This window comes from Micromonospora sp. NPDC023644, assembly GCF_040640115.1.
Taxonomy (GTDB): Bacteria; Actinomycetota; Actinomycetes; order Mycobacteriales; family Micromonosporaceae; genus Micromonospora.
On sequence record NZ_JBFABA010000051.1, the window covers coordinates 1 to 20308 of the forward strand.

General features: G+C 74.2%; 17 protein-coding genes. 5 read left to right on the forward strand and 12 right to left on the reverse strand.

Annotation, left to right across the window (positions count from 1 at the left end):
- Both AB0G08_RS25365 and lipA read right to left on the reverse strand, forming a co-directional pair.
- Nucleotides 1-1489: hypothetical protein (locus tag AB0G08_RS25365; protein WP_358092103.1), on the reverse strand; the 1489-nt coding region annotated here is incomplete at its 3' end.
- 65 nt (nucleotides 1490-1554) lie between these two features.
- A complete protein-coding gene (gene lipA, locus AB0G08_RS25370; protein WP_358092105.1) occupies nucleotides 1555-2604 on the reverse strand; it encodes a lipoyl synthase in 1050 nt (349 codons plus the stop codon).
- 379 nt (nucleotides 2605-2983) lie between these two features.
- On the opposite strand from lipA, the gene aspS reads away from it, so the two are divergent.
- Entirely contained in the window at nucleotides 2984-4270 is a 1287-nt protein-coding gene (aspS, locus tag AB0G08_RS25375; RefSeq protein WP_358092106.1) for an aspartate--tRNA(Asn) ligase, read from the forward strand.
- Between the two features lie 146 nt (nucleotides 4271-4416).
- On the opposite strand, the gene AB0G08_RS25380 is transcribed toward aspS, so the two are convergent.
- From AB0G08_RS25380 to AB0G08_RS25390, 3 genes are read right to left on the reverse strand one after another with little or no spacing between them, the layout of a single operon-like run.
- Nucleotides 4417-4809: a VOC family protein gene (locus tag AB0G08_RS25380; protein WP_358092108.1), complete on the reverse strand. Its 393-nt coding sequence runs from the start codon at nucleotides 4807-4809 to the stop codon at nucleotides 4417-4419.
- Nucleotides 4810-4812: 3 nt separating this feature from the next.
- Nucleotides 4813-5454 carry a lipoyl(octanoyl) transferase LipB gene (gene lipB / locus AB0G08_RS25385; protein ID WP_358092110.1) on the reverse strand — a complete coding sequence of 214 codons (642 nt, stop codon included), beginning with the start codon at nucleotides 5452-5454 and terminating at the stop codon, nucleotides 4813-4815.
- A gap of 48 nt (nucleotides 5455-5502) precedes the next feature.
- A complete protein-coding gene (locus tag AB0G08_RS25390) occupies nucleotides 5503-7320 on the reverse strand; it encodes a DUF2079 domain-containing protein (RefSeq protein WP_358092112.1) in 1818 nt (605 codons plus the stop codon).
- Nucleotides 7321-7482: 162 nt separating this feature from the next.
- Between AB0G08_RS25390 and AB0G08_RS25395 the strand changes: the two genes are divergently transcribed.
- Nucleotides 7483-8712, forward strand: coding sequence for a PHB depolymerase family esterase (locus AB0G08_RS25395; RefSeq protein ID WP_358092114.1), 1230 nt, complete (start codon nucleotides 7483-7485; stop codon nucleotides 8710-8712).
- Between the two features lie 108 nt (nucleotides 8713-8820).
- Here the strand turns inward: AB0G08_RS25395 and AB0G08_RS25400 are convergent, their stop codons facing one another.
- Nucleotides 8821-9834 carry a YafY family protein gene (locus AB0G08_RS25400; protein WP_358092116.1) on the reverse strand — a complete coding sequence of 338 codons (1014 nt, stop codon included), beginning with the start codon at nucleotides 9832-9834 and terminating at the stop codon, nucleotides 8821-8823.
- Between the two features lie 63 nt (nucleotides 9835-9897).
- Between AB0G08_RS25400 and AB0G08_RS25405 the strand changes: the two genes are divergently transcribed.
- Together AB0G08_RS25405 and AB0G08_RS25410 are read left to right on the forward strand one after the other, a co-directional pair.
- Nucleotides 9898-11016 (forward strand): epoxide hydrolase, encoded by a 1119-nt coding sequence (locus tag AB0G08_RS25405; RefSeq protein WP_358092118.1) that lies wholly within the window; start codon nucleotides 9898-9900, stop codon nucleotides 11014-11016.
- A complete protein-coding gene (locus AB0G08_RS25410; protein WP_358092120.1) occupies nucleotides 11013-12227 on the forward strand; it encodes a winged helix DNA-binding domain-containing protein in 1215 nt (404 codons plus the stop codon). Before AB0G08_RS25405 ends, AB0G08_RS25410 begins: the two co-directional genes overlap by 4 nt.
- A gap of 87 nt (nucleotides 12228-12314) precedes the next feature.
- On the opposite strand, the gene AB0G08_RS25415 is transcribed toward AB0G08_RS25410, so the two are convergent.
- The 6 genes from AB0G08_RS25415 to lpdA form a co-directional block, all read right to left on the reverse strand.
- Nucleotides 12315-13214 carry a TIGR01777 family oxidoreductase gene (locus tag AB0G08_RS25415; protein WP_358092122.1) on the reverse strand — a complete coding sequence of 300 codons (900 nt, stop codon included), beginning with the start codon at nucleotides 13212-13214 and terminating at the stop codon, nucleotides 12315-12317.
- A gap of 158 nt (nucleotides 13215-13372) precedes the next feature.
- Entirely contained in the window at nucleotides 13373-14296 is a 924-nt protein-coding gene (locus AB0G08_RS25420; protein ID WP_358092124.1) for an LLM class flavin-dependent oxidoreductase, read from the reverse strand.
- Between the two features lie 67 nt (nucleotides 14297-14363).
- Nucleotides 14364-14843: a hemerythrin domain-containing protein gene (locus tag AB0G08_RS25425; RefSeq protein WP_358092126.1), complete on the reverse strand. Its 480-nt coding sequence runs from the start codon at nucleotides 14841-14843 to the stop codon at nucleotides 14364-14366.
- A 129-nt stretch (nucleotides 14844-14972) separates the two neighbouring features.
- Entirely contained in the window at nucleotides 14973-16304 is a 1332-nt protein-coding gene (locus AB0G08_RS25430; protein WP_358092128.1) for a low temperature requirement protein A, read from the reverse strand.
- A gap of 167 nt (nucleotides 16305-16471) precedes the next feature.
- Nucleotides 16472-18334 carry a 2-oxoglutarate dehydrogenase, E2 component, dihydrolipoamide succinyltransferase gene (gene sucB, locus AB0G08_RS25435; protein ID WP_358092130.1) on the reverse strand — a complete coding sequence of 621 codons (1863 nt, stop codon included), beginning with the start codon at nucleotides 18332-18334 and terminating at the stop codon, nucleotides 16472-16474.
- 66 nt (nucleotides 18335-18400) lie between these two features.
- The gene (gene lpdA / locus AB0G08_RS25440; RefSeq protein ID WP_357880187.1) at nucleotides 18401-19792 is read right to left on the reverse strand and encodes a dihydrolipoyl dehydrogenase; all 1392 of its coding nucleotides are present in this window, start codon (nucleotides 19790-19792) and stop codon (nucleotides 18401-18403) included.
- A gap of 178 nt (nucleotides 19793-19970) precedes the next feature.
- Between lpdA and AB0G08_RS25445 the strand changes: the two genes are divergently transcribed.
- A complete protein-coding gene (locus tag AB0G08_RS25445; protein ID WP_358092132.1) occupies nucleotides 19971-20300 on the forward strand; it encodes a hypothetical protein in 330 nt (109 codons plus the stop codon).
- Nucleotides 20301-20308 lie beyond the last annotated feature (8 nt).

Consider the following 20308-nt stretch of genomic DNA (forward strand, 5'->3'; position numbering starts at 1 on the left):
CGCCGACCGCGCCGGCGGTGGCCACGGCGGCGGTGCCCAGCGTGGCCGCGAGCACCACGACCGCCGCGATCCGCGTCGCGGGCTCCCATCGCGCCCCCGCCCCGGTGTCACCGCGCGCCCGGGCCGCCCCCGCTGCGGCCGCGCCCGTTCCGCCGGCCGCGCCCGGTCCTGCGTCCGCCCGTCGCCCGGCCGTGCCCGTTCCGGCCGTGTCCGCCCTGGTCGTGCCCGTTTCGGTCGTGGCCGGTTCGGTCGTGCCCGCCCCGGTCGTGGTTGGTCCGGTCGGGCGGCGGGCGGCCGACCAGAGCGGCCAGAGCAGGGCCGGAACGGAGATGAGCAGGCAGGACAGGTACCGGGAGCTTTCCACCGGGGTACGTCCCGCGGCGCTGCTGGCGGCGTAGACGGCGAGCGTCGCGACGGCGGCGGCCACCAGCGCGAGCCGGAGCGCCCCGCCCACCGTGACCGTCGCCACGACCGATCTTGGACACTTGCCGTCGACCCGGAACGGCAACCGTCCAAGATCTCCGACGGGTGGGCGCAGCGCGCGCCAGGCCGAGAGGGCGGCCGCGGACAGCAGCAGCGGGAGGGCGACCGCCCACCAGAGCTGGCCGGGCGTGCAGTGGCTCGGAGAGCAGAAGCCCATGCCCAGCGGCGGGCCGACCAGCAGCCCTCCGTGCAGCCGCTCCGCCCAGCCGGCGGGCTGCCCGGAGCCGCCGGCGGCGAGCACCGCCGCGAGCGGATTGCGCCCCGTCGCCAGGCTGTGCACCAGCAGCGGCCCGGCCCCGACGAGCGCGGCGGCACCGAGCAGCGCCCCGGCCCGACCGCGCAGCTCCCGCCGCCCGTACGCGACCAGCACCGCGCCGGTCGCCGCCACGTACGGCAGCACCAGCGGGTCCACCCAGAGCATCAGCCCGGCCAGGAAGCCCCACGCCGTCCAGCGCGGCAGCCGGCGTCCCGGCCGGCCGGCCGCCAGGTCGTACGCCAGCACGGCGAGCGCCATCCCGGCCGCGTTCATCTCGGGGTAGCCGCCCCCGGCGATGAGCTGGTTCTTCACCACCCGGTCCGAGCCGAGCGCCAGCAGCGCCACGACGAGCAGGGCGAACCAGCGGTTCCCGGTCAACCGCAGCGTCAGCCGCCAGGCGAGCAGGACGAAGACCGCGTACAGGGCGAGGGTGGGCAGGCGCAGCCCGAGCGTCGACGGGCCGGCCAGCGCGAACACCGGCGCGGCCAGGTACGCCTCCAGCGTCCCCATGTACGCCTGGCCGTAGAACCAGACGGGGAACTCCCGGCCCTGGGCGATGTGCAGCGCGGCCAGCCCCATGGTGGCCTCGTCGCTGTTGGTGGGCGGCGCGTCGTGCAGCAGCAGGCCGAGGCGGTAGCCGGTCCCGGCCAGGACGGCGAGCACGGTCAGGGCGGTCGGCAGCACGGGCCACCGGGCCGGCGGGAGCGCGGGACGCGCGTCGCGCCACCGCTGGCGTACCCCGGCCGTCATGAGTCGATCATGACACCTGGCCGCCGGCCCGCAGTCGAGCGGTGCCGGCGCGTCGGCCGGGTGAATCAGCCGGCGGTGACCGGGGCGCCCTCGCGGGCCTCCAGCGCCTGCCGGTAGAGCCGCCCGGCCCGGTACGACGAGCGCACCAGCGGCCCGCTCATCACGCCGGCGAAGCCGATCTCCTCGGCCTCCTCGCGCAGCTCGACGAACTCGTCCGGCTTGACCCAGCGGGTGACGGGGTGGTGCCGGGGGGTGGGGCGCAGGTACTGCGTGATGGTGATCAGCTCGCACCCGGCGTCGTGCAGGTCGCGCAGCGCCTGGGAGACCTCGGCGCGCTCCTCGCCCATGCCCAGGATCAGGTTGGACTTGGTGACCAGCCCGTCGGCGCGGGCCTGCCGGATCACGTCCAGCGACCGCTCGTAGCGGAAGGCCGGCCGGATCCGCTTGAAGATCCGCGGCACGGTCTCCACGTTGTGCGCGAGCACCTCCGGCCGGGCGCCGAAGACCTCGGCCAGCTGCTCGGGGACCGCGTTGAAGTCGGGGATCAGCAGCTCGACGCCGCAGCCGGGCTGCAGGGCGTGGATCTGTCGGACGGTCTCGGCGTAGAGCCAGGCGCCGCCGTCGGGCAGGTCGTCGCGGGCCACGCCGGTGATGGTCGCGTAGCGCAGGCCCATCGAGACCACCGACTCGGCGACCCGGCGCGGCTCGTCGGCGTCGAACTCGGCCGGCTTGCCGGTGTCGATCTGGCAGAAGTCGCAGCGCCGGGTGCACTGGTCGCCGCCGATGAGGAAGGTGGCCTCCCGGTCCTCCCAGCACTCGTAGATGTTGGGACAGCCGGCCTCCTGGCAGACGGTGTGCAGCCCCTCGCGCGAGACGAGCCCGCGCAGCTGGGTGTACTCCGGCCCCATCTTGGCCTTGACCTTGATCCACGGCGGTTTGCGCTCGATCGGCGTCTCGGCGTTGCGCGCCTCGATTCGCAGGAGGCGCCGCCCCTCAGGGGCGGGCGTCGTCGTGCGCGCTGCCTGGCCGGTCGTCGGCGCGGAGTGCTCGATCGTCACAAAACCGAGCCTACGCCCGACGGTCGCCGTCGATGTAGCTCGGGCGACGGGCGTCACCCCGCCAGTCTTGTGACGCCGGACACCGCGACGGCGGAAAGCCCGTCACAGGGGGTCGGCGGGGGTGCTAGCGTGCCCGGCAGAGCTGTGACGGAGCCGAGTAGCGCCCCGGGCCACCAGTTGAAGAGAGCCGCCGGTTGCTGCGAGGCGGTCTGGCCCCGGCGCGCGAAGACCCTCCCGAGCTGCGGGAAGAACGGCATGTGCCAGGAAGCATCCCTTCCTGGCACGGCCCAGTAGAGCCCGCCCGGCTGGCCCCGGTGAAAAGGCGACGAAACGAGGCCCCCGTCAGCGGGGGCGAAGGTGTGGTGGCACCGCGAGGTTTCCCGCTCGCCCACACCTCCCGGGGATCGCGTTGCGATTGATCGAGGAGGTACCCGCCATGCAACGCATCCTTTCCACCCAGCTCTCCACCCATGTCGGCGCGCCCGTCCGGATCGCCGGCTGGGTGCACCGCCGCCGGCTGCTCAAGTCGGTGGCCTTCCTGATCGTCCGGGACGCCGCCGGCCTCGCCCAGGTGGTGGTCACCGACCCGGCCGTCCGCGCCGAGGTGGAGGAACTCACCGAGGAAACGGTCGTCGAGGTCACCGGCACGGTGGTGGCGAACCCGACGGCCCCCGCCGGGGTCGAGCTGACAACGCCGACGGTACGACCGCTCGGCCCGCCCGCCGTGCCGCCGCCGTTCGACCTGTACCGGCCGGCGCTGACCGCGAGCCTGCCCACCCAGCTCGACCACGCGTCCGTCGCGCTGCGCCATCCGACCCGCGCGGCGGCGCTGCGCGTCTCGGCGGCGGCGGTGTCCGGCTTCCGGGCAGCGCTCGAGGCCCGCGACTTCGTGGAGATCCACACGCCGAAGGTGGTCGGCGCGTCCACCGAGAGCGGGGCGAACGTCTTCGCGCTGGACTGGTTCGGCCGGCCCGCGTACCTGGCCCAGTCGCCGCAGTTCTACAAGCAGCTCATGGTCGGCGTCTTCGAGCGGGTCTACGAGGTCGGGCCGGTGTTCCGGGCCGAGCCGCACGACACCGTCCGGCACCTGGCGCAGTACACCTCGCTCGACGCCGAGCTGGGCTTCGTCGCCGACCACCGGGACGTGATGGCCGTGCTGCGGCACACCGTGGCCGGCATGCTCGACGCGGTGCGCGAACGGGCCGGGGCGGCGCTGGCCATCCTCGGGGTGTCGGCCCCGGACGTGCCGGCCGAGATCCCCGCCGTGCACTTCACCGAGGCCCTCGAGATCGCGGGGGCGCCGGCCGACGAGCCGGACCTCGCCCCGGCGCACGAGCGGGCGCTGGGCGAGTGGGCGCGGCGGGAGCACGGCTCGGAGTTCCTCTTCGTGACCGGCTACCCGATGGCGAAGCGGCCCTTCTACACCCACCCGGACCCGGCGCGGCCCGCGTACTCCAACGGGTTCGACCTGCTCTTCCGGGGGCTGGAGCTGGTGACGGGCGGGCAGCGGCTGCACCGGCACGCCGACTACCTGGCGGCGCTCGCCGCCCGGGGCGAACCGGTCGAGCCGTACGCCGGCTACGTCGACGCGTTCCGGCACGGGATGCCGCCGCACGGTGGCTTCGCCATCGGGCTGGAACGCTTCGTGGCCCGGCTCACCGGCGCGGCCAACGTCCGGGAGGTGACCGCCTTCCCCCGCGACCTCCACCGCCTGACCCCGTAACCACCCACCCCACCCCCCCACCCCGGGGGTCCCCGAGCGCCGATCATGGGGTTGGCGGCGCTGACGGAGATCGACTTCGCCGTCAACCCCATGATCGACAGCGGGAGCCGCAGGGCGGGGCGGGGGCGGGCGGGGTGGGGTGGGGGTCAGGGTGGGCCGAGGAGGTCCCAGAGGTTGCCGGCGATGTCGCGGAAGACGGCGACCCGGCCGTACGGCTCGGTGCGCGGCGGCTTCACGAACTCGACGCCCGCCTCGACCATCCGCCGGTGGACGGCGTCGAAGTCGTCGACCTGGAGGAAGAAACCGACCCGCCCGGCCACCTGGTCGCCGACCGATCGAGCCTGCCGGTCGCCGTCGGCGCGGGCCAGCAGCAGTCCGGTCTGCGCGCCGGGCGGACGGACGACGACCCAGCGCTTCGGCCGGCCGTCGTTGGTCAGCGACGGGGAGTCCTCGACCAGGTCGAAGCCGAGCACCCCGGTGAAGAAGGCGATGGCCGGGTCGTACTCGGCCACGACGACGGTGACCAGGTCGATCCGCACCGGTCAGGTCGTGACGAGGGTGGGCAGGTGGCGCTCGACGACCGGCAGCACGTCGGCCACGGTGACCGGGCGGCCCAGCTCCGCGGTGAGCGAGGTGACCCCGGCGTCGCGGATGCCGCACGGCACGATCCGGTCGAAGTGCCTTAGGTCGCAGTCGCAGTTGATGGAGAAGCCGTGCAGGGTCACGCCGCGGGCGACCCGGATGCCGATGGCCGCCACCTTGCGGGCCGGGCCCCGGTCGTCCTCCGGCACCCAGACCCCGCTGCGCCCCTCGACCCGGCCGGCGGTCAGCCCGAACTCGGCGCAGACGTCGATCAGCAGCTGCTCGGTGCGGCGGACGTAGGCGACCACGTCGACCGGGTCGGGCAGCCGCACGATGGGGTAGCCGACCAGCTGCCCCGGGCCGTGCCAGGTGATCTTGCCGCCCCGGTCCACGTCGACGACCGGGGTGCCGTCCATGGGGCGGTCCCAGGGCTCCGTGCGCTTGCCGGCGGTGTAGACGCTCGGGTGCTCCAGCAGCAGCACGGTGTCGCCGCGCTCACCGGCCACCACCGACTCGTGCAGCCGGCGCTGCTCGTCCCAGGCGGCCTGGTAGTCGAGGACACCGGCGCGGACGGCCGTGAGGCCGGGGGTCGTCGTGGTCACGCCGCCAAGCCTAGACCCGTACCGGCCGGTCACCAGCGGTGACGCGGCTCACGACCGGAGCCGCCACAGCCACACGTCGTCCACCCGCTCGGGCGGGCCGAGCAGCGCGGTCACGGTACGCCGGATCGCCTCCTCGTCGACCGGCCACTTCGCCCCGTGCACCTCGTCGGCCAGCACGATCGTCTCGATCCGCCAGTGCCGCAGGTCGGCGCGGACCTCCTGGATGCTGCCCTCGGTGATGATCGGCACCAGCCCGGTCCGGCCGGCCTGGTCCACCAGCGCGCTGAACGGGCGCGGCGGCGGGCCGATCCGCCCCCGGCCGTCCGGGCCGCCCGGGCCGAGGAAGAAGCCGGAGGGGATGGCGAACTCGCCCTGCCGGTGCGCCAGCGCGTACGCCTGCCAGCGCTGGCCGTCGGGATAGACGTCGAGGGTCAGCGGCAGCGGGGTCAGCACCCCGCCGGGGGAGACGTGCTCCCGCCACGTCCCGGCGGTGACGAAGCGCGGGATCGGCTCGCGTTCGATGGTCAGCAGCGGCGTCGGCACCAGCGGCAGCAGCGCCAGCGCGAACCCCGCCCACCAGGCCAGCCGCGTCCGGCGGCGCCGGGGCGGATCGGCGCGGAGCTGGTCGACGGCGTACGCCAGCAGCACCCCGATCACCGGCGCCACGACCAGCGCCAGCCGGGCGGGCAGGGCGGCGTTCACCACCGGCAGGTGCCCGAGCAGGTCGAACGGCATCGGCAGGTCCGTACGACGCCCGTCGACCTTGGCCTCGGGGCCGAACGACAGCACGGTGAAGACGGCGGCGGTCACGCCCAGCGCCCAGAGCGTCGCCCGGCGGCCCGCGTCGGCCCGGCGCCACAGCGCCACGAAGCAGGCGACGGCGAGCAGCAGCAGCGGGAGGCCGAAGAACGAGTTCTCCTCGGTCGGGTTGGGCGCCAGCCGGGTGCCGAGCCCGACCTCCCCGGCCATCGACCGGCGCGGGTACGCCCCGTAGGCGACGACGTCCTCGGAGTGGATGACCGCGTCGAAGCCGGTGCCGTGGAAGCGCTGCGGGCCGGCGAAGTGCAGCCACAGCGGGTACGCCAGCAGCACCCCCGCGACGGCGGCGGTCACCCCGAGGCCGCGCAGGAAGGTCGGCAGCACCGCGCGGGCCTCGGCGCGGTGGGCCGGGTGCAGCGCCCAGACGGCGACGAAGACGCCCAGCGCCAGCGCGGTGAAGAAGAGCCCCTCGGCGGCGATGGAGAAGGCCACGGCGACGAGCGCGCCGAGGATCGCGCCGTCGCGCAGCGGGTGCCGGGAGCGGCGCAGTGCGAAGGTCCGCCAGACCAGCAGCGGCACCAGCCAGCCGGCCGTCCAGTTCAGGTGGGCGTTGGCGTGCGAGACCATGCCGGGGGAGAAGCCGATGAACAGCCCGCCGACGGCGGCGGCGAGCGGGTTGCGGACCAGGTGCCGGGAGAGCAGCCAGTACCAGGCGAGCGCGGTGGCGGCCAGGTTGAGGGTGAGGATAACCAGGAACGTGGCCGGCGGCCCGATCAGGTACGTCAGCGGCGCGAAGACCACCGCGTACACGGTGATCGAGGTGTTGACCGCGAGGTTCACCCCGTCGGGGACGTTGACCAGGTAGGTGAAGAGGGGGTTGTCGCCGTGGGTCACCGCGTGGCCGCCGAAGGCCAGCAGCCACTCGAAGAGCGCCTGGTCGCTGGAGTTGACGGTGATGGTGCGGGCGTTCGGGTCCCGCCACAGCCCGCTGGTCACCCAGACGGCGAGCGCCAGCGCGACCAGCGCCACGATCAGGTCGGCCCGCCGGTGGCGGACGACGCGGGGCGGCGAGGCCGGCGAAGGCGCCAGGGACGGGGAGGTCGGCACGCAGCGGACGTTACCAACCGCACTCGGGCACGCCGGTCAGGACGCACATCCTCCGGGCGGTGAATGTGTGACCGTGCCCCATGTCACAGCATCGACATATCGACGTAACGTCGCGGCAATTCGCGGGTGACCCAGTTCACACCCCGTCCCCAGGAGGCCCCCGTGCGCCGCTTCCCGTCCCTGCTCACCCGGCTGACCGGCGCGGTCGCCGGGATGGTCCTCGCCGCCGCCGCGGTGGCGACCGTCGCGGCCCCCGCCCAGGCCGCCACCCTCACCCAGGTCACCAACTTCGGCTCCAACCCCGGCAACCTCGCCATGTACGCGTACCGGCCGGACAACCTGCCGGCGGGAGCCCCGGCCGTCGTGCTGCTGCACGGCTGCACCCAGAACGCCCCCGGCTATTTCGCCAACTCCGGCTGGCAGAAGTTCGCCGACCAGTGGAAGTTCGCCCTCATCGTGGCGCAGCAGTCCAGCGCCAACCAGCCGCTGAGCTGCTTCAACTGGTTCGTCGAGCAGGACATCACCCGAGGCTCGGGCGAGGCGCTGTCGATCAAGCAGATGGTCGACCACGCCAGGAACAACTACGGCACCGACGCCCGCCGGGTCTTCGTCAGCGGGCTCTCCGCCGGCGGGGGGATGAGCGCGGTCATGCTGGCCACCTACCCGGACGTCTTCGCCGCCGGCTCGGTCGTCGCCGGCCTGCCGTACCGCTGCTCGCCGCCCGCCTCCACCAACACCTGTCAGTACAGCGGGGTGAACAAGACCCCGCAGCAGTGGGGCGACGTGGTCCGGGCCGCGTACCCCGGGCACACCGGCCCGCGCCCCCGGGTCGCCATCTGGCACGGCACCTCGGACTCCACGGTGGTGCCGGCCAACGCCACCGAGCTGCGTGACCAGTGGACCAACGTCCGGGGCGTCTCGCAGACCCCCACCAGCACCGCGTCGCTGCCCGCCAACACCAGCCTGGAGGTGTACGGCAACAACGACGTCCGCGTCTACCGGGTCTCCGGCATGGGCCACGGCACCCCGGTCGACCCGGGCCCGGGGGCCGAGCAGTGCGGGACCGCCGCCGCGTACATGCTGGACACCATCTGCTCGGCGTACCACGACGCGGTCTTCTTCGGCCTGAACGGCGGAACGGGCCCCAGCCCGACGGCGAGCCCCACCGCGTCCCCCACGGCGAGCCCCACCGCCTCCCCGACCGCGAGCCCGACCACGGCGCCGACCTGCGTGACGGCCAGCAACTACGCGCACGTCGCCGCCGGCCGCGCCTACCAGTCCGGCGGCTACGCCTACGCCAACGGCTCGAACCAGCGGATGGGCCTCTACAACACCTTCTACACGAGCACCCTGAAGCAGACCGGCCCCAACCACTGGGTGATCGGCTGCTGATCCCGCACCACGCCACCGTGGCCGGGCGCCCGACGGGCACCCGGCCACGGCCGGGTCGGCGCCGGGACGCCCGGGTGCGCCGGCGGCGCGGGCGCCCGAGGTGCGCCGCTACGCGCCGTCCGGTCCGCCCGCGGGCGGTGGGGTCCGTCCGGCTCCCGTGGTCGTGGGGCCCGCCGCCCGGCCGGCCCGGCCGCTGATCTCGCGCAGGTACGCGACGAGTTCCGGAGGCTCGTGCACCTCGAACTCGCAGCCGAGGGTCAGCAGCCGCCAGGCCAGCCACTCCAGGGTGTCGGTGTGACCGCTCAGCCGGCAGCTGCCCGCGTCGATCGGCACGAGATCGCCGGGGGAGTCGCCGAGCCGGCCGGCGACCGCCTCGACGGGGGCGTGCAGGGTCGCCACCGCCCGGTGCACCGGGGTCCGTTCGCGCAGCTTCTCCGTCACGTACGCGGCGGCGTCCGGGGCGGGCAACTGCCGTGGCGCGGCGCGCACCCCGACGGAGACCGGCTCGCCGATCCGGTCCACCCGGAAGATCCGCCAGTCGTCCCGGTCGTTGTCGTAGCCGACCAGATACCACCGGCGTCCCGCCGACACCAGCCGGTGCGGCTCCACGCGGCGCTCGGCGGCCACGCCGTCGTGCCGGCGGTAGCTGAACCGCAGCCGCTCGCGGTTGGCGATGGCGGCGGCGAGCCCGGTGAGCTGCTCCGGGCCCACCGTCGGCCGGCTCCAGGTCAGCAGCGGTTCGGTGGCCGCTCCGAGCGCCCCGACCCGGTGCCGCAGCCGGGCGGGCAGCACCTGCTCCAGCTTCGCCAGCGCCCGTACCGACGCCTCCTCGATGCCGGTCACCGCGTGCCCGGCCGCGGTCCGCAGCCCCACCGCGATCGCCACCGCCTCCTCGTCGTCGAGCAGCAGCGGCGGCATGGCCCTGCCGGCGACCAGCCGGTAGCCGCCGACCGCGCCCATCGTGGCCCGCACCGGGTAGCCCAGCTCGCGCAGGCGCTCCACGTCGCGGCGGATGGTCCGCGGGCTCACGCCGAGCCGCGCGGCCAGCTCGCTGCCGGGCCACTCGCGAGGGGTCTGCAACAGCGACAGCAGGGTCAGCAGCCGGCCGGGGGTGTCGGTCACGGGATCGAGGATGCCAGCGATATATGACAGGAGCTGACCTACATGAACCCTAGCGTGGTCGCCATGACGCCCTTCCGGATCGACATCCCGCAAGCGGACCTCGACGACCTGCGTGACCGGCTCGCCCGGACCCGGTGGCCCCGGCAGCTGCCGGGCGACGGCTGGAGCCGCGGGGTCCCGCTGGACTACCTGCGGGACCTGGCCGAGCACTGGGCGACCGGCTACGACTGGCGGGCGCAGGAGGCGCGGCTGAACGGGTTCCCCCAGTTCGTCACCGAGATCGACGGGCTGGACGTGCACTTCCTGCACGTCCGCTCGCCGGAGCCGGACGCGCTGCCGCTGATCCTCACCCACGGCTGGCCGAACTCGTTCGTGGAGTTCACCGACCTGATCGGGCCGCTGACCGACCCGCGGGCGTACGGGGCCGACCCCGCGCACGCCTTCCACGTGGTGGTGCCGTCGGTGCCGGGCTTCGGGTTCTCCCAGGCCCCGCCGCAGACCGGCTGCACGGTCGGACGGGTCGCCCGGATGTGGGCCGCGCTGATGCGCCGGCTCGGCTACGACCGGTACGGCGCCCAGGGCGGCGACCTCGGTGCGTACGTGGCCCCGGAGGTGGCCGTGGCGGCCCCCGGGCACGTCGTCGGGGTGCACGTCGACGGCGGGTTGGGCTTCCCCACCGACGCCGACGTGCCGGACATGAGCGACGGGGAGCGTGCCCTCTACGCCGAGATGCAGCAGTGGACGAGCGGTGGCGTGGACCACCACGCGTTGCTGCGGGCGGCGCCGCAGACCTTCGCGTACGCCTGGAACGACTCGCCGGTCGGGCTGCTGGCCTGGCTGGTCCAGAAGTTCAAGGAGTTCACCCTCACCGCGCCCACGCCCGAGCAGGCCATCGCCCGCGACCTGATCCTGACGAACGCGACCCTGTACTGGCTGACCGGCACCGCCGGCACCTCGTCCTGGTTCATGTACGACAACACCCACTTCGCCTGGCCGAAGGGGCAGGCCCTGGTGCCCAGCGGCGTCTACGGCGGCGGGCCGCCGTTGTTCCGCCGCCTCGCCGAGCGGCACAACAAGATCATCCATTGGCCGGAGGGGAACCCCGGCGGCCACTTCGTCGCCATGGAGGAACCGCAGGCCCACGCGGCCGACATCCGGGCGTTCTTCGGGAAGCTGCGGTGACCGGCCTGACCTGGCCGCAGGTGCACGCCCGGCGGCTGGAGCGGCACGCGCTCGCGGCCCCCGCCGGCCCCCGCACGCCCGCTGGCCCGGTGGCGGCGGACGGCCCCCGTGCGGCGGACGGGGCGCGGCCCGACCCGGCGGCTGGCGTGGTGGCCGACGTGGTGTCGGCGATCTGCGGTGCGCACGCCCAGGTGGCCTCGGCCGCCGAGCTGTCCGTCGGGCTGCGCGTCGCCGGGGCCACCCGGACGACGGTCCGCCAGGCGCTGTGGACGGACCGCACGCTGGTCAAGACGCGCGGGCCGCGCGGCACCGTGCACCTGCTCGCCGCCGCCGACCTGCCGATGTGGATCGGCGCGCTGTCCGCGATGCCGGTCCCGTCCCAGGAACAGAGCCAGGGTCTGCTCACCCCCGCGCAGACCGAACAGGTGGTGGCGGCGATCGCGGACGCGCTGCGCGACGACGAGCTGACCACCGTGGAGCTGACCGAGCAGGTCGTGGCCCGCACCGGTCCGTGGGCCGGCGACCGGGTGATGGAGGCGTTCCAGGACAGGTGGCCACGGTGGATGGCCGCGATGGCGGCGGCGACCCGGCGTGGGGCGATGTGTTCCGGCCCGAACCGGGGCCGCGCCACGACCCACACCAGCCCGGCGCGCTGGCTGCCCGGGTTCGCGCCGATGGCCGGCCCGGCGGCACTCGCCGAGCTGGCGCGCCGCTACCTGTACGCGTACGGGCCGGCCACCCCGGCGCACTTCGCGCAGTGGCTGGCGGCGCCCCGGCGGTGGGCGGCCGAGCTGTTCGGGACGCTGGAGCTGGCACAGGTCACCGTCGAGGGCGTCCAGGCGTGGGTGGCGGCCGGCGACACCGACTTCCCGCCCGACGGTCCCACCGGCGTGCGGCTGCTGCCGTACTTCGACGCCTACCAGGTCGGCTGCCACCCGCGCGAGCTGCTCTTCCCCGGCGCCGCCGGCCCCCGTGCCCTGGCCGGCGGCCAGGCCGGCAACCATCCGGTGCTGCTGGTGGACGGGACGGTCGCCGGGGTGTGGCACCAGCGCCGCTCCGGCCGCAGGATCCACGTCACGGTGGAACCGCTGGCCGAGTTGCGCGCCGACCGGCGGCGGGCCCTGGACGCGCAGGTCGAGCTGGTCGGCCGGATCCTGGAGGGCACGCCGTCGCTGACCATCGGCCCGATCAGCGTCGGCGCGCACGCCTAGCCGGGCCCGCCGCACGCGGGCGGCCTCGACGACGTCGTGCGGCGCACCGGCGCGAGCTGTTCGGCCAGCCGACCGCCCCCGCCGCGGCTAGTCGGTGAGGGCGGCGTGCAGGGCGGCGGCCAGCTCGGGGTGGCGGTAGGTGAAGCCGGCCCCGGTGAGCACACCCGGGAGGACGCGGGTGCTGGTCAGCGCCTCGTGCGCGAAGCCGCCGAGCGCCACCTTCAACGCCAGCGCCGGGATCGGGACGATCGCCGGCCGGTGCAGCTGGCGGGCCAGCTCCCGGGTGAACTCGGCGTTGGTCACCGGAGCCGGCCCGACCAGGTTGACCGGCCCCACGAGGTCGTCGCGGTCCAGCACGAACCGGGCGGCGTCCAGCCAGTCGGCCAGGGAGATCCACGGCAGCCACTGCCGACCGCTGCCGAGCCGGCCGGCGATCCCCAGCCGGAACGGCAGCAGTTGCGGCTTGAGCAGCCCACCGTCGCGGTGCAGCGGCAGCCCGATGCGCATCCGCACGACGCGTACGCCGGCGTCCTCGGCCGGCCGGGTCGCGGCCTCCCAGACCCGGCAGACGTCGGCCAGGAAGCCGTCGCCGGCCGGGGCGTCCTCCTCGACCGCCCGGTCGCCGGTGTTGCCGTACCAGCCGACCGCCGACGAGTTGAGCAGCGCCCTCGGCCGGTCGCCCGGGGGCAGGCCGGCGATGGTGATCGCCAGCGTCGTGGTGGTGTCGACCCGGCTGGACCGGATCAGCTGCCGGTACTCGTCGTTCCACCGCTTGTCGCCCACGCCCGCGCCGGCCAGGTTGACCACCGCGTCCGCCTCCGCCACCACCGCCGGGTCGAGTTGCGCGGCGGACGGGTTCCACTGCCGCTCGTCAGGGGTGCGCGGCGGCCGGCGGACCAGCCGGGTGACCTGGTGCCCGTCCGCCGTGAGCCGGTCGACCAGCCGGGTGCCGAGGAAGCCGGACGCGCCGGCCATGAGGATCCGCATACCTCCATCTTCGGGCACGCGGCCCGGCGCGGATGCGCCGAGCGGTCATCCCCGCGCCGTGACTGAGGCCGGGCGGAGGTCGGCCATGAGCCGTTCGACCTCCGCGAAGGCGCCAGGTGACCTGACCGCGCCTGATCCGTGTCCGACAGGCCGGCGGCTCAGCCGGTGGCGGCCACGCGGGCCAGCACCGGGGTGAGCGGGTCCAGCGCGTCCTCGCGTACGACGAAGCGGGTGACGCCCCAGCGGCGCCGGTGCGCGGCGACCGCCGCGACGATCTCGTCCTCGGTGCCGATCAGCACGAACGGCGTGGCGAGCAGCTCGGCGACGGTCAGGCCGATCCGCTCGGCGGTCGGCGCGGCGGCGGCCTCGGCGTCGTCGGTGACGGCCACGTGCTGCACGAGCGCCTCCAGCACCGGCGGCTCGGCCCGCCCTTCCGCCCCGGCGGCGACGCAGGCCAGTTGCGCCTCGATGTCCGCCTCGCGCCAGCGCACGTCGTGCCGGTGACCGTCGGGCAGCGTGCGCCCCAGGCCGGACAGCCCGACCACGTCGGCGTGCGCGCCGGCCCAGCGCAGCATCGCCGAGTTCGCCGTGCCGAGGGTGAACGGGATCCGCCGCTGCACCGGGCGCGGGGCCTCCAGCCGCGCGCCCCGCACGATGAGGTCGGGGGAGTCGACGGTGACCTCCTCGCCGTCGAGCAGGGCGCGGACGGCCTCGGCCACGGCCAGGCAGCGGCGCACCCGCCCGGCGACGTCGGGCCGCTCTCGGCCGACCGCGAGCCACTCGGCCGGGGTGTGGCCGGCGCCGAGGCCGAACCGGGCCCGGCCGTCGGAGAGCAGGTCGAGGCTGGCCACGTCCGAGGCGAGCAGCATCGGCTCGCGGACGCCGGCGTTGGAGACGTACGAGCCCAGGCCGATCGTCGAGGTCACCGCCGCCGCGGCGGCCAGCGAGACGAAGGGGGACGCCGCCGAACCCGGATGGTCGGCGGTGAACAGGGTGTCGAAGCCGGCCGCCTCGGCCCGCCGGGCCAGGTCCAGCCAGCCCGGGCCGTCGGACGGGACCGCCTGGAGGGAGAAGAAAGCCATGCGCCCACCCTGCCAAGGGCGGGACCGCCGACCAAGCCCGACGGCGGCGATTCTGCTACCGGCAGACCTACCCGTCCTGCGGCGGGAGGGGGACCCCGAGGAGGCCCTCGGTGCTGCCGGCGGTCAGCGCGTTGAGCGCGACGACGAGCTTCTTCTCCTCGTAGACGAAGTGCGTCTCGAGCAGCGCGGCGAGGGTGTCCAGCTCGGCCCGCACCTCGTCGGGCGGCGCGGTCCCGCCGGTGAGTTCCTCGACCCGGTGCAGGGCCTCGGCCACGATGTGGTGGTCGGCCTCCAGTTCGCGCAGCACCGGGACCAGTTCGGGCACCTGCTCGGCCAGCACCCGGAACGCCCCGGCGTCCTCGCCGGTGTGGTGCCGGGTCAGCGCCGCGCAGAAGGCCAGGCAGTGGGTCCGCAGGTCCCTCGGCCGTACGCCGGGGTCGTCCACGCCGTCGCGCAGGCGGGCGAGCTCCTCGCGGAGCCAGAGGTGGATCTCGATCAGTTGGTTGCCGAAGGCCCGCAGGCGCTCGTCCGGCGTGAACGGAGGCATGTGTGTCCCATGCTGTCCCGCGCCTCCATGCCCTCGGCGGTCTCCTTGCCGGGTGCACCGCGACGCTGCGGCCAGCCTACGACAGCAGGCGCGCGAACACGTACCCCGTCAGGGCCGGGCCGGCACGGATCACGTCGACGGCTCCTCCGGGGTGGGCCCGCGCCAGCGGCCGCGCCAGGCGGCCTCGTGCGCCTCGTGGCTGGTCTTCTCCTCGAAGGCCGTCTCGCGCACGGCGCGCCGGGAGTCCGCCATGACCACCGCCTCCAGGGCCACCAGCCCGACGCAGATGGCGGTGAGCAGGGCGAGGGCGGCAAGCCCCGGCAGCCGTTGGCCGACGGGGATGGTGGCGGCGAGCAGGAGCACCGCGCCGACCCTGGTCCAGGAGACGGTGCCCAGGGTGCGCACCTGGAACAGCATGTTCGCGCACAGGTAGCAGATCACCCCGCCGAAGAGCAGCAGGACGCCGGGGCCGTGCGTCGGCTCCGCGACCGGCACCTCGGGATCGGCGACCTGGTGCACGATCCCCTCCGCCCCGAGGGCGAACAGGATGATCCCGGCGATCATCGGCAGGTGGAGGTAGGCGTACGCGTCCCGGGCCATCGCGACCCGGGGCCGGCCCTCGGCGGCGTGCAGGGCGATCCGGGCGGCCGGTGCGATCACGTCGTAGTGCGCCCACCAGAGCGCGGCCGTGAAGAAGATGCCGAGCACCGCCGCGGCGACCGCCGGCCACGTCGGGGGCTGACCGAGCAGGTTGCTGCCCACGCCGACGGAGATGACCGACTCGCCCAGGGCGATGATCAGGATGAGGTCGTAGCGCTCGGTCCAGTGCTCGGCGGAGGTGACCGTCCAGCCCCAGGCGCCGGCGACCAGGCCCATGCCGTACTGGAGCACGACGACGCTGACCCAGAGCCCGTCGCGCAGCATCGCGGCCCGGTCCGGGTCGTCGATCTGCGGCGGGATCAGCGCGGCGGCCGTGAGCAGCATGGTGCTGATCGTCACCTCCGGTGAGTACTTCAGCAGCAGTCGGCGCTCCCCGGGTTTCTCCCGCGCGACGTGCCAGTACAGCGCCAGGTGCACACCCCGGATCACCACGTAGCTGAGCGCGACCACCATCGGCCCGGCGGCCACGTCGGTCGCGTCGCTGAACGCCTGGGGGAGGGACAGCGCGAAGCAGAACAGCGCCGCCATGGCGATGACCATCAGCACCGGGACGAAGCCCTCGCCGAGCCGGACCCGGGTGGCGACCACGCAGTGCACCACCCAGCACCACCAGAGCACGGCGAGCACGAGCATCGCGTGCAGGAGCTGCCAACCGGAGATGTTGGCGGCGGTGGCCCGGGTGATGATGAAGAACGAGAAGACGAAGACCAGGTCGAAGAAGATCTCGAACCGGTCGACCCGGGCGCCGGGGGCGATCGAGACAGCCGGTCCCAGCTGCTCGCGCCACCGGATGCCGCCCACCCCATCCACTCTGGCAGCGCCCTGTCCCCACCGGGCCGGAATAGCGTCAGCCCGGCAGCGGCCCGGCCAGGCGGCGGCCGAGCAGGCGGGGCGGGCCGGTCGGCGGCCGGACGGCGAAAGGGCGCCCCGGTCGGTGACCGGGGCGCCCTTCGGGGCTCGTGCGGGGACTACAGGCCGAGCTCGGCCTCGAAGTTGCCCGCCTCCAGCCGCTCCTTGACCGCGACGAGGAAGCGGGCGGCGTCCGCGCCGTCGATCAGCCGGTGGTCGTACGACAGGGCCAGGTAGACCATCGACCGGACCGCGACGACCTCGCCCAGCTCCGGGTCGTTGATCACGACCGGACGCTTGACCACGGCACCCGTGCCGAGCATCGCCGACTGCGGCGACGGCACGATCGGGGTGTCGAAGAGGGCGCCCCGGCTGCCGGTGTTGGTCAGCGTGAAGGTCGCCCCGGCGATCTCGTCCGGGCTGATCTTGTTGGTCCGGGTGCGCTCGGCCAGGTCGGCGATCCGCTTGGCGATGCCGCCCAGGTTCAGGTCACCGGCGCCGTGGATCACCGGCACCATCAGACCTCGCTCGGTGTCCACGGCGATGCCGAGGTGCTCCGAGTCCGGGTAGGTGATCGTGCCGGCGTCGAGGTCCATGCTGGCGTTGACGATCGGGTACGCCTGCAGCGCCTCGACCGCCGCGAGGGCGAAGAACGGCAGGAACGACAGCTTCACGCCGTGCCGCTGCTGGAACGACTCCTTGGCCTGCGCCCGCAGCTTGGCGATCCTGGTGACGTCCACCTCGACCACGGTGGTCAGCTGCGCCATCTCGTGCAGCGACTGCTGCATCCGCTTGGCGATGGTCGCCCGGATCCGGGGGAGCTTCTCGGTGCTGCCGCGCTTGGCGCTCGGCTGAAGCTTGGCGGCGGGCTTGGCCGGGGCCGCCGCCGCGGCGGGCTGCTGCGCCGGGGCCGGCGCGGCCTTGGCGGCCTTCGCCTTCTCCGCCGCCTCCAGCACGTCCTGCTTGCGGATCCGGCCGCCGACGCCGGTGCCGTTGACCGAGGAGAGGTCGACGCCGTGCTCGCTGGCCAGCTTGCGCACCAGCGGGGTCACGTAGCCGGCGGCCTCCTCGCCGCCGCCCTGGGCGGGCGCCGACGGGCGCTGCGGGGACGGGGTCGGAGCCGACGGCACGGCCTTCTGCTCGGCCTGCGCGGGCTGCGCCGAGGTCTCGGCCTCCGCCGACGGCTCGTTGTACGACATGCCCGGGGTCGGCTCCTCGACCTTGGGCTCCGGCTTGGCCTCGGCCTTCGGCTCGGGCTTCGGCTCCGGCTTGGCCTCGGCCTTCGGCTCGGGCTTCGGCTCCGGCTTGGCCTCGGCCTTCGGCTTGGGCTCGGCCTTCGGCTCCGGCTTGGCCTCGGCAGGGGCGGCGCCGGCGGCACCGATCACGGCCAGGTCGGCGCCGACCGCGGCGGTCTCGTCCTCGGGGACCTTGATCTCCAGGACCGTGCCGGCCACCGGCGACGGGATCTCGGTGTCGACCTTGTCGGTGGAGACCTCCAGCAGCGGCTCGTCCACCTCGACGGTGTCGCCGACCTGCTTGAGCCAGCGGGTGACGGTGCCCTCGGTGACGCTCTCGCCGAGAGCCGGCATCTTGACCGGGGTGCCCTCGCCCGACGGCGCCGGCGCGGCCTGCTCCTGCGGCTCCTCGACGGCCGGCTGCTCCGCCTCGGCCTGCGGCTCCTCGGCGGCCTCCTCGGCCGGCTCCTCCTGCTGCGGGGCGGCCTCGCCGCCGCCGGTGGACTCGCCCTCGCCCGCGATCACGGCCAGCTCGCTGCCGACCTCGGCGGTCTCGTCCTCGCCGACCACGATCCGGCTCAGCACGCCCGCCGCCGGGGACGGGATCTCGGTGTCGACCTTGTCGGTCGACACCTCGAGCAGGGGCTCGTCGACCTCGACGGTGTCGCCCTCCTGCTTGAGCCAGCGCGTGACGGTGCCCTCGGTGACGCTCTCACCGAGCCGGGGCATGGTGACCGATACCGGCATCTTCAAAGACTCCTTTATTCCCCTGGTGGGATCATCGCCCGTCGCCGGACGCCGCGGTTGTCGTGATCAGGCGTGTGCGTGCAGCGGCTTGCCGGCGAGCGCCAGGTGCGCCTCGCCCAGGGCCTCGTTCTGCGTCGGGTGGGCGTGCACGAGCTGCGCCACCTCGGCCGGGTACGCCTCCCAGTTGTAGATGAGCTGCGCCTCGCCGACCATCTCGCCGACCCGGGCGCCGACCATGTGCACGCCGACGACGGGGCCGTCCTCCACCCGGACGAGCTTGACGAAGCCGGCCGTCTTCAGGATCTGGCTCTTGCCGTTGCCGCCCAGGTTGTAGTTGTAGGTCTTGACCTTGTCGGCGCCGTACTGCTCCTTGGCCTTCGCCTCGGTCAGGCCGACCGACGCCAGCTCCGGGTCGGAGTAGGTGACGCGGGGGATGCCGACCTCGTCGATCACGGCCGGGTTCTGCCCGGCGATCTCCTCGGCGACGAAGATGCCCTGCTGGAAGCCCCGGTGGGCGAGCTGGAGACCGGGCACGATGTCGCCGACGGCGTAGACGTTCGGCACGCTGGTGCGCAGCCGCTCGTCGGTCAGCACGTAGCCGCGGTCCATCTTGACGCCCTGCTCCTCGTAGCCGAGGTCGGCGGTGTTCGGGCCGCGGCCGACGGCGACCAGCAGCAGCTCCGCCTCGACGGTGTCACCGCCGGCGATGGTGACCTTGACGCCCTTGTCGGTCTTCTCGACCTTCTCGAACGGCTTGCCGACCTTGAAGTTGATCTTCCGCTTGCGGAACGCCCGCTCCAGCGCCTTCGAGGACTCCTCGTCCTCGGCCGCGACCAGCCGGGGGAGCGCCTCGATGATCGTGACGTCCACCCCGAAGGACTTCCACACGCTGGCGAACTCGACGCCGATCACGCCGCCGCCGAGCACGATGGCCGAGGCCGGGACCCGGTCGAGGGTGAGCGCGTGGTCGCTGGTGATGACCCGCTCGCCGTCGACCTCCAGGCCGGGCAGGCTCTTGGCGTACGAACCGGAGGCCAGCACGACGTTGCGGCCGGTGTAGCGCTTGCCGTCGACCTCGACGACGTTCTTGCCGACCAGCTTGCCGTGGCCCTCGACGATGGTGATCGACTTGTTGCCCTTGAGCATGCCCTGCAGGCCCTTGTAGAGCCGGGAGATCACGCCGTCCTTGTACGCGTTGACCCCCGCCATGTCGATGCCGACCAGCTCGGCCTTCACGCCGAACTGCTCCGACTCGCGGGTCTGGTCGGCGATCTCGGCCGCGTGCAGCAGCGCCTTGGTCGGGATGCAACCGTTGTGCAGGCAGGTGCCGCCGAGCTTGCCCTTCTCGACCAGCGCGACCTTCAGGCCCAGCTGGACGGCGCGCAGGGCGGTCGCGTAGCCGCCGCTGCCACCTCCGAGGATGACGATGTCGAAGGTTGCGTCGTTCGGCTCGCTCACGTCCAACTCCCAGGTCGCGTCACTGCTTCGGGGGTCACGGCGGGGTAACACGGACACACCCCACCTCGGTCATCTTGTCACCACCGCCCGCCGCCCGCGTAGTGAGGTGCCCAACGACACGTCCGTGGCACGTACGCTTGGCACTGGCTTCGATGACGCAGGGAAGGGGAGACGCTCGGTGGGACTGTTCCGGCGACGCAGGAAGACGCGGGCGGTCAGCCTCGACCGGGCCGCCGACCGCGCCGACCTGGAGCACCTCGAGGGCTTCGTCCGCAGCCGGCGCGGGGTCGAGGCGTACATCGAGCCGCGCACCACCGTCACCGAGACCACGGTCATGCTGATCGCCGACGACGGGGAGTGGACCCGCCGCCGCATCGACGGCCCCGACGGCGCCCGGCGCTTCGCGTACCGGATGGGCATCCCGGTCTACGACGTGCGGCTGATGGGCTACCCGCAGCGGATGCGCGACTACAACGAGCGCCGCAAGCGCCGCCCCGAGCTGTTCTGACCCGGCGT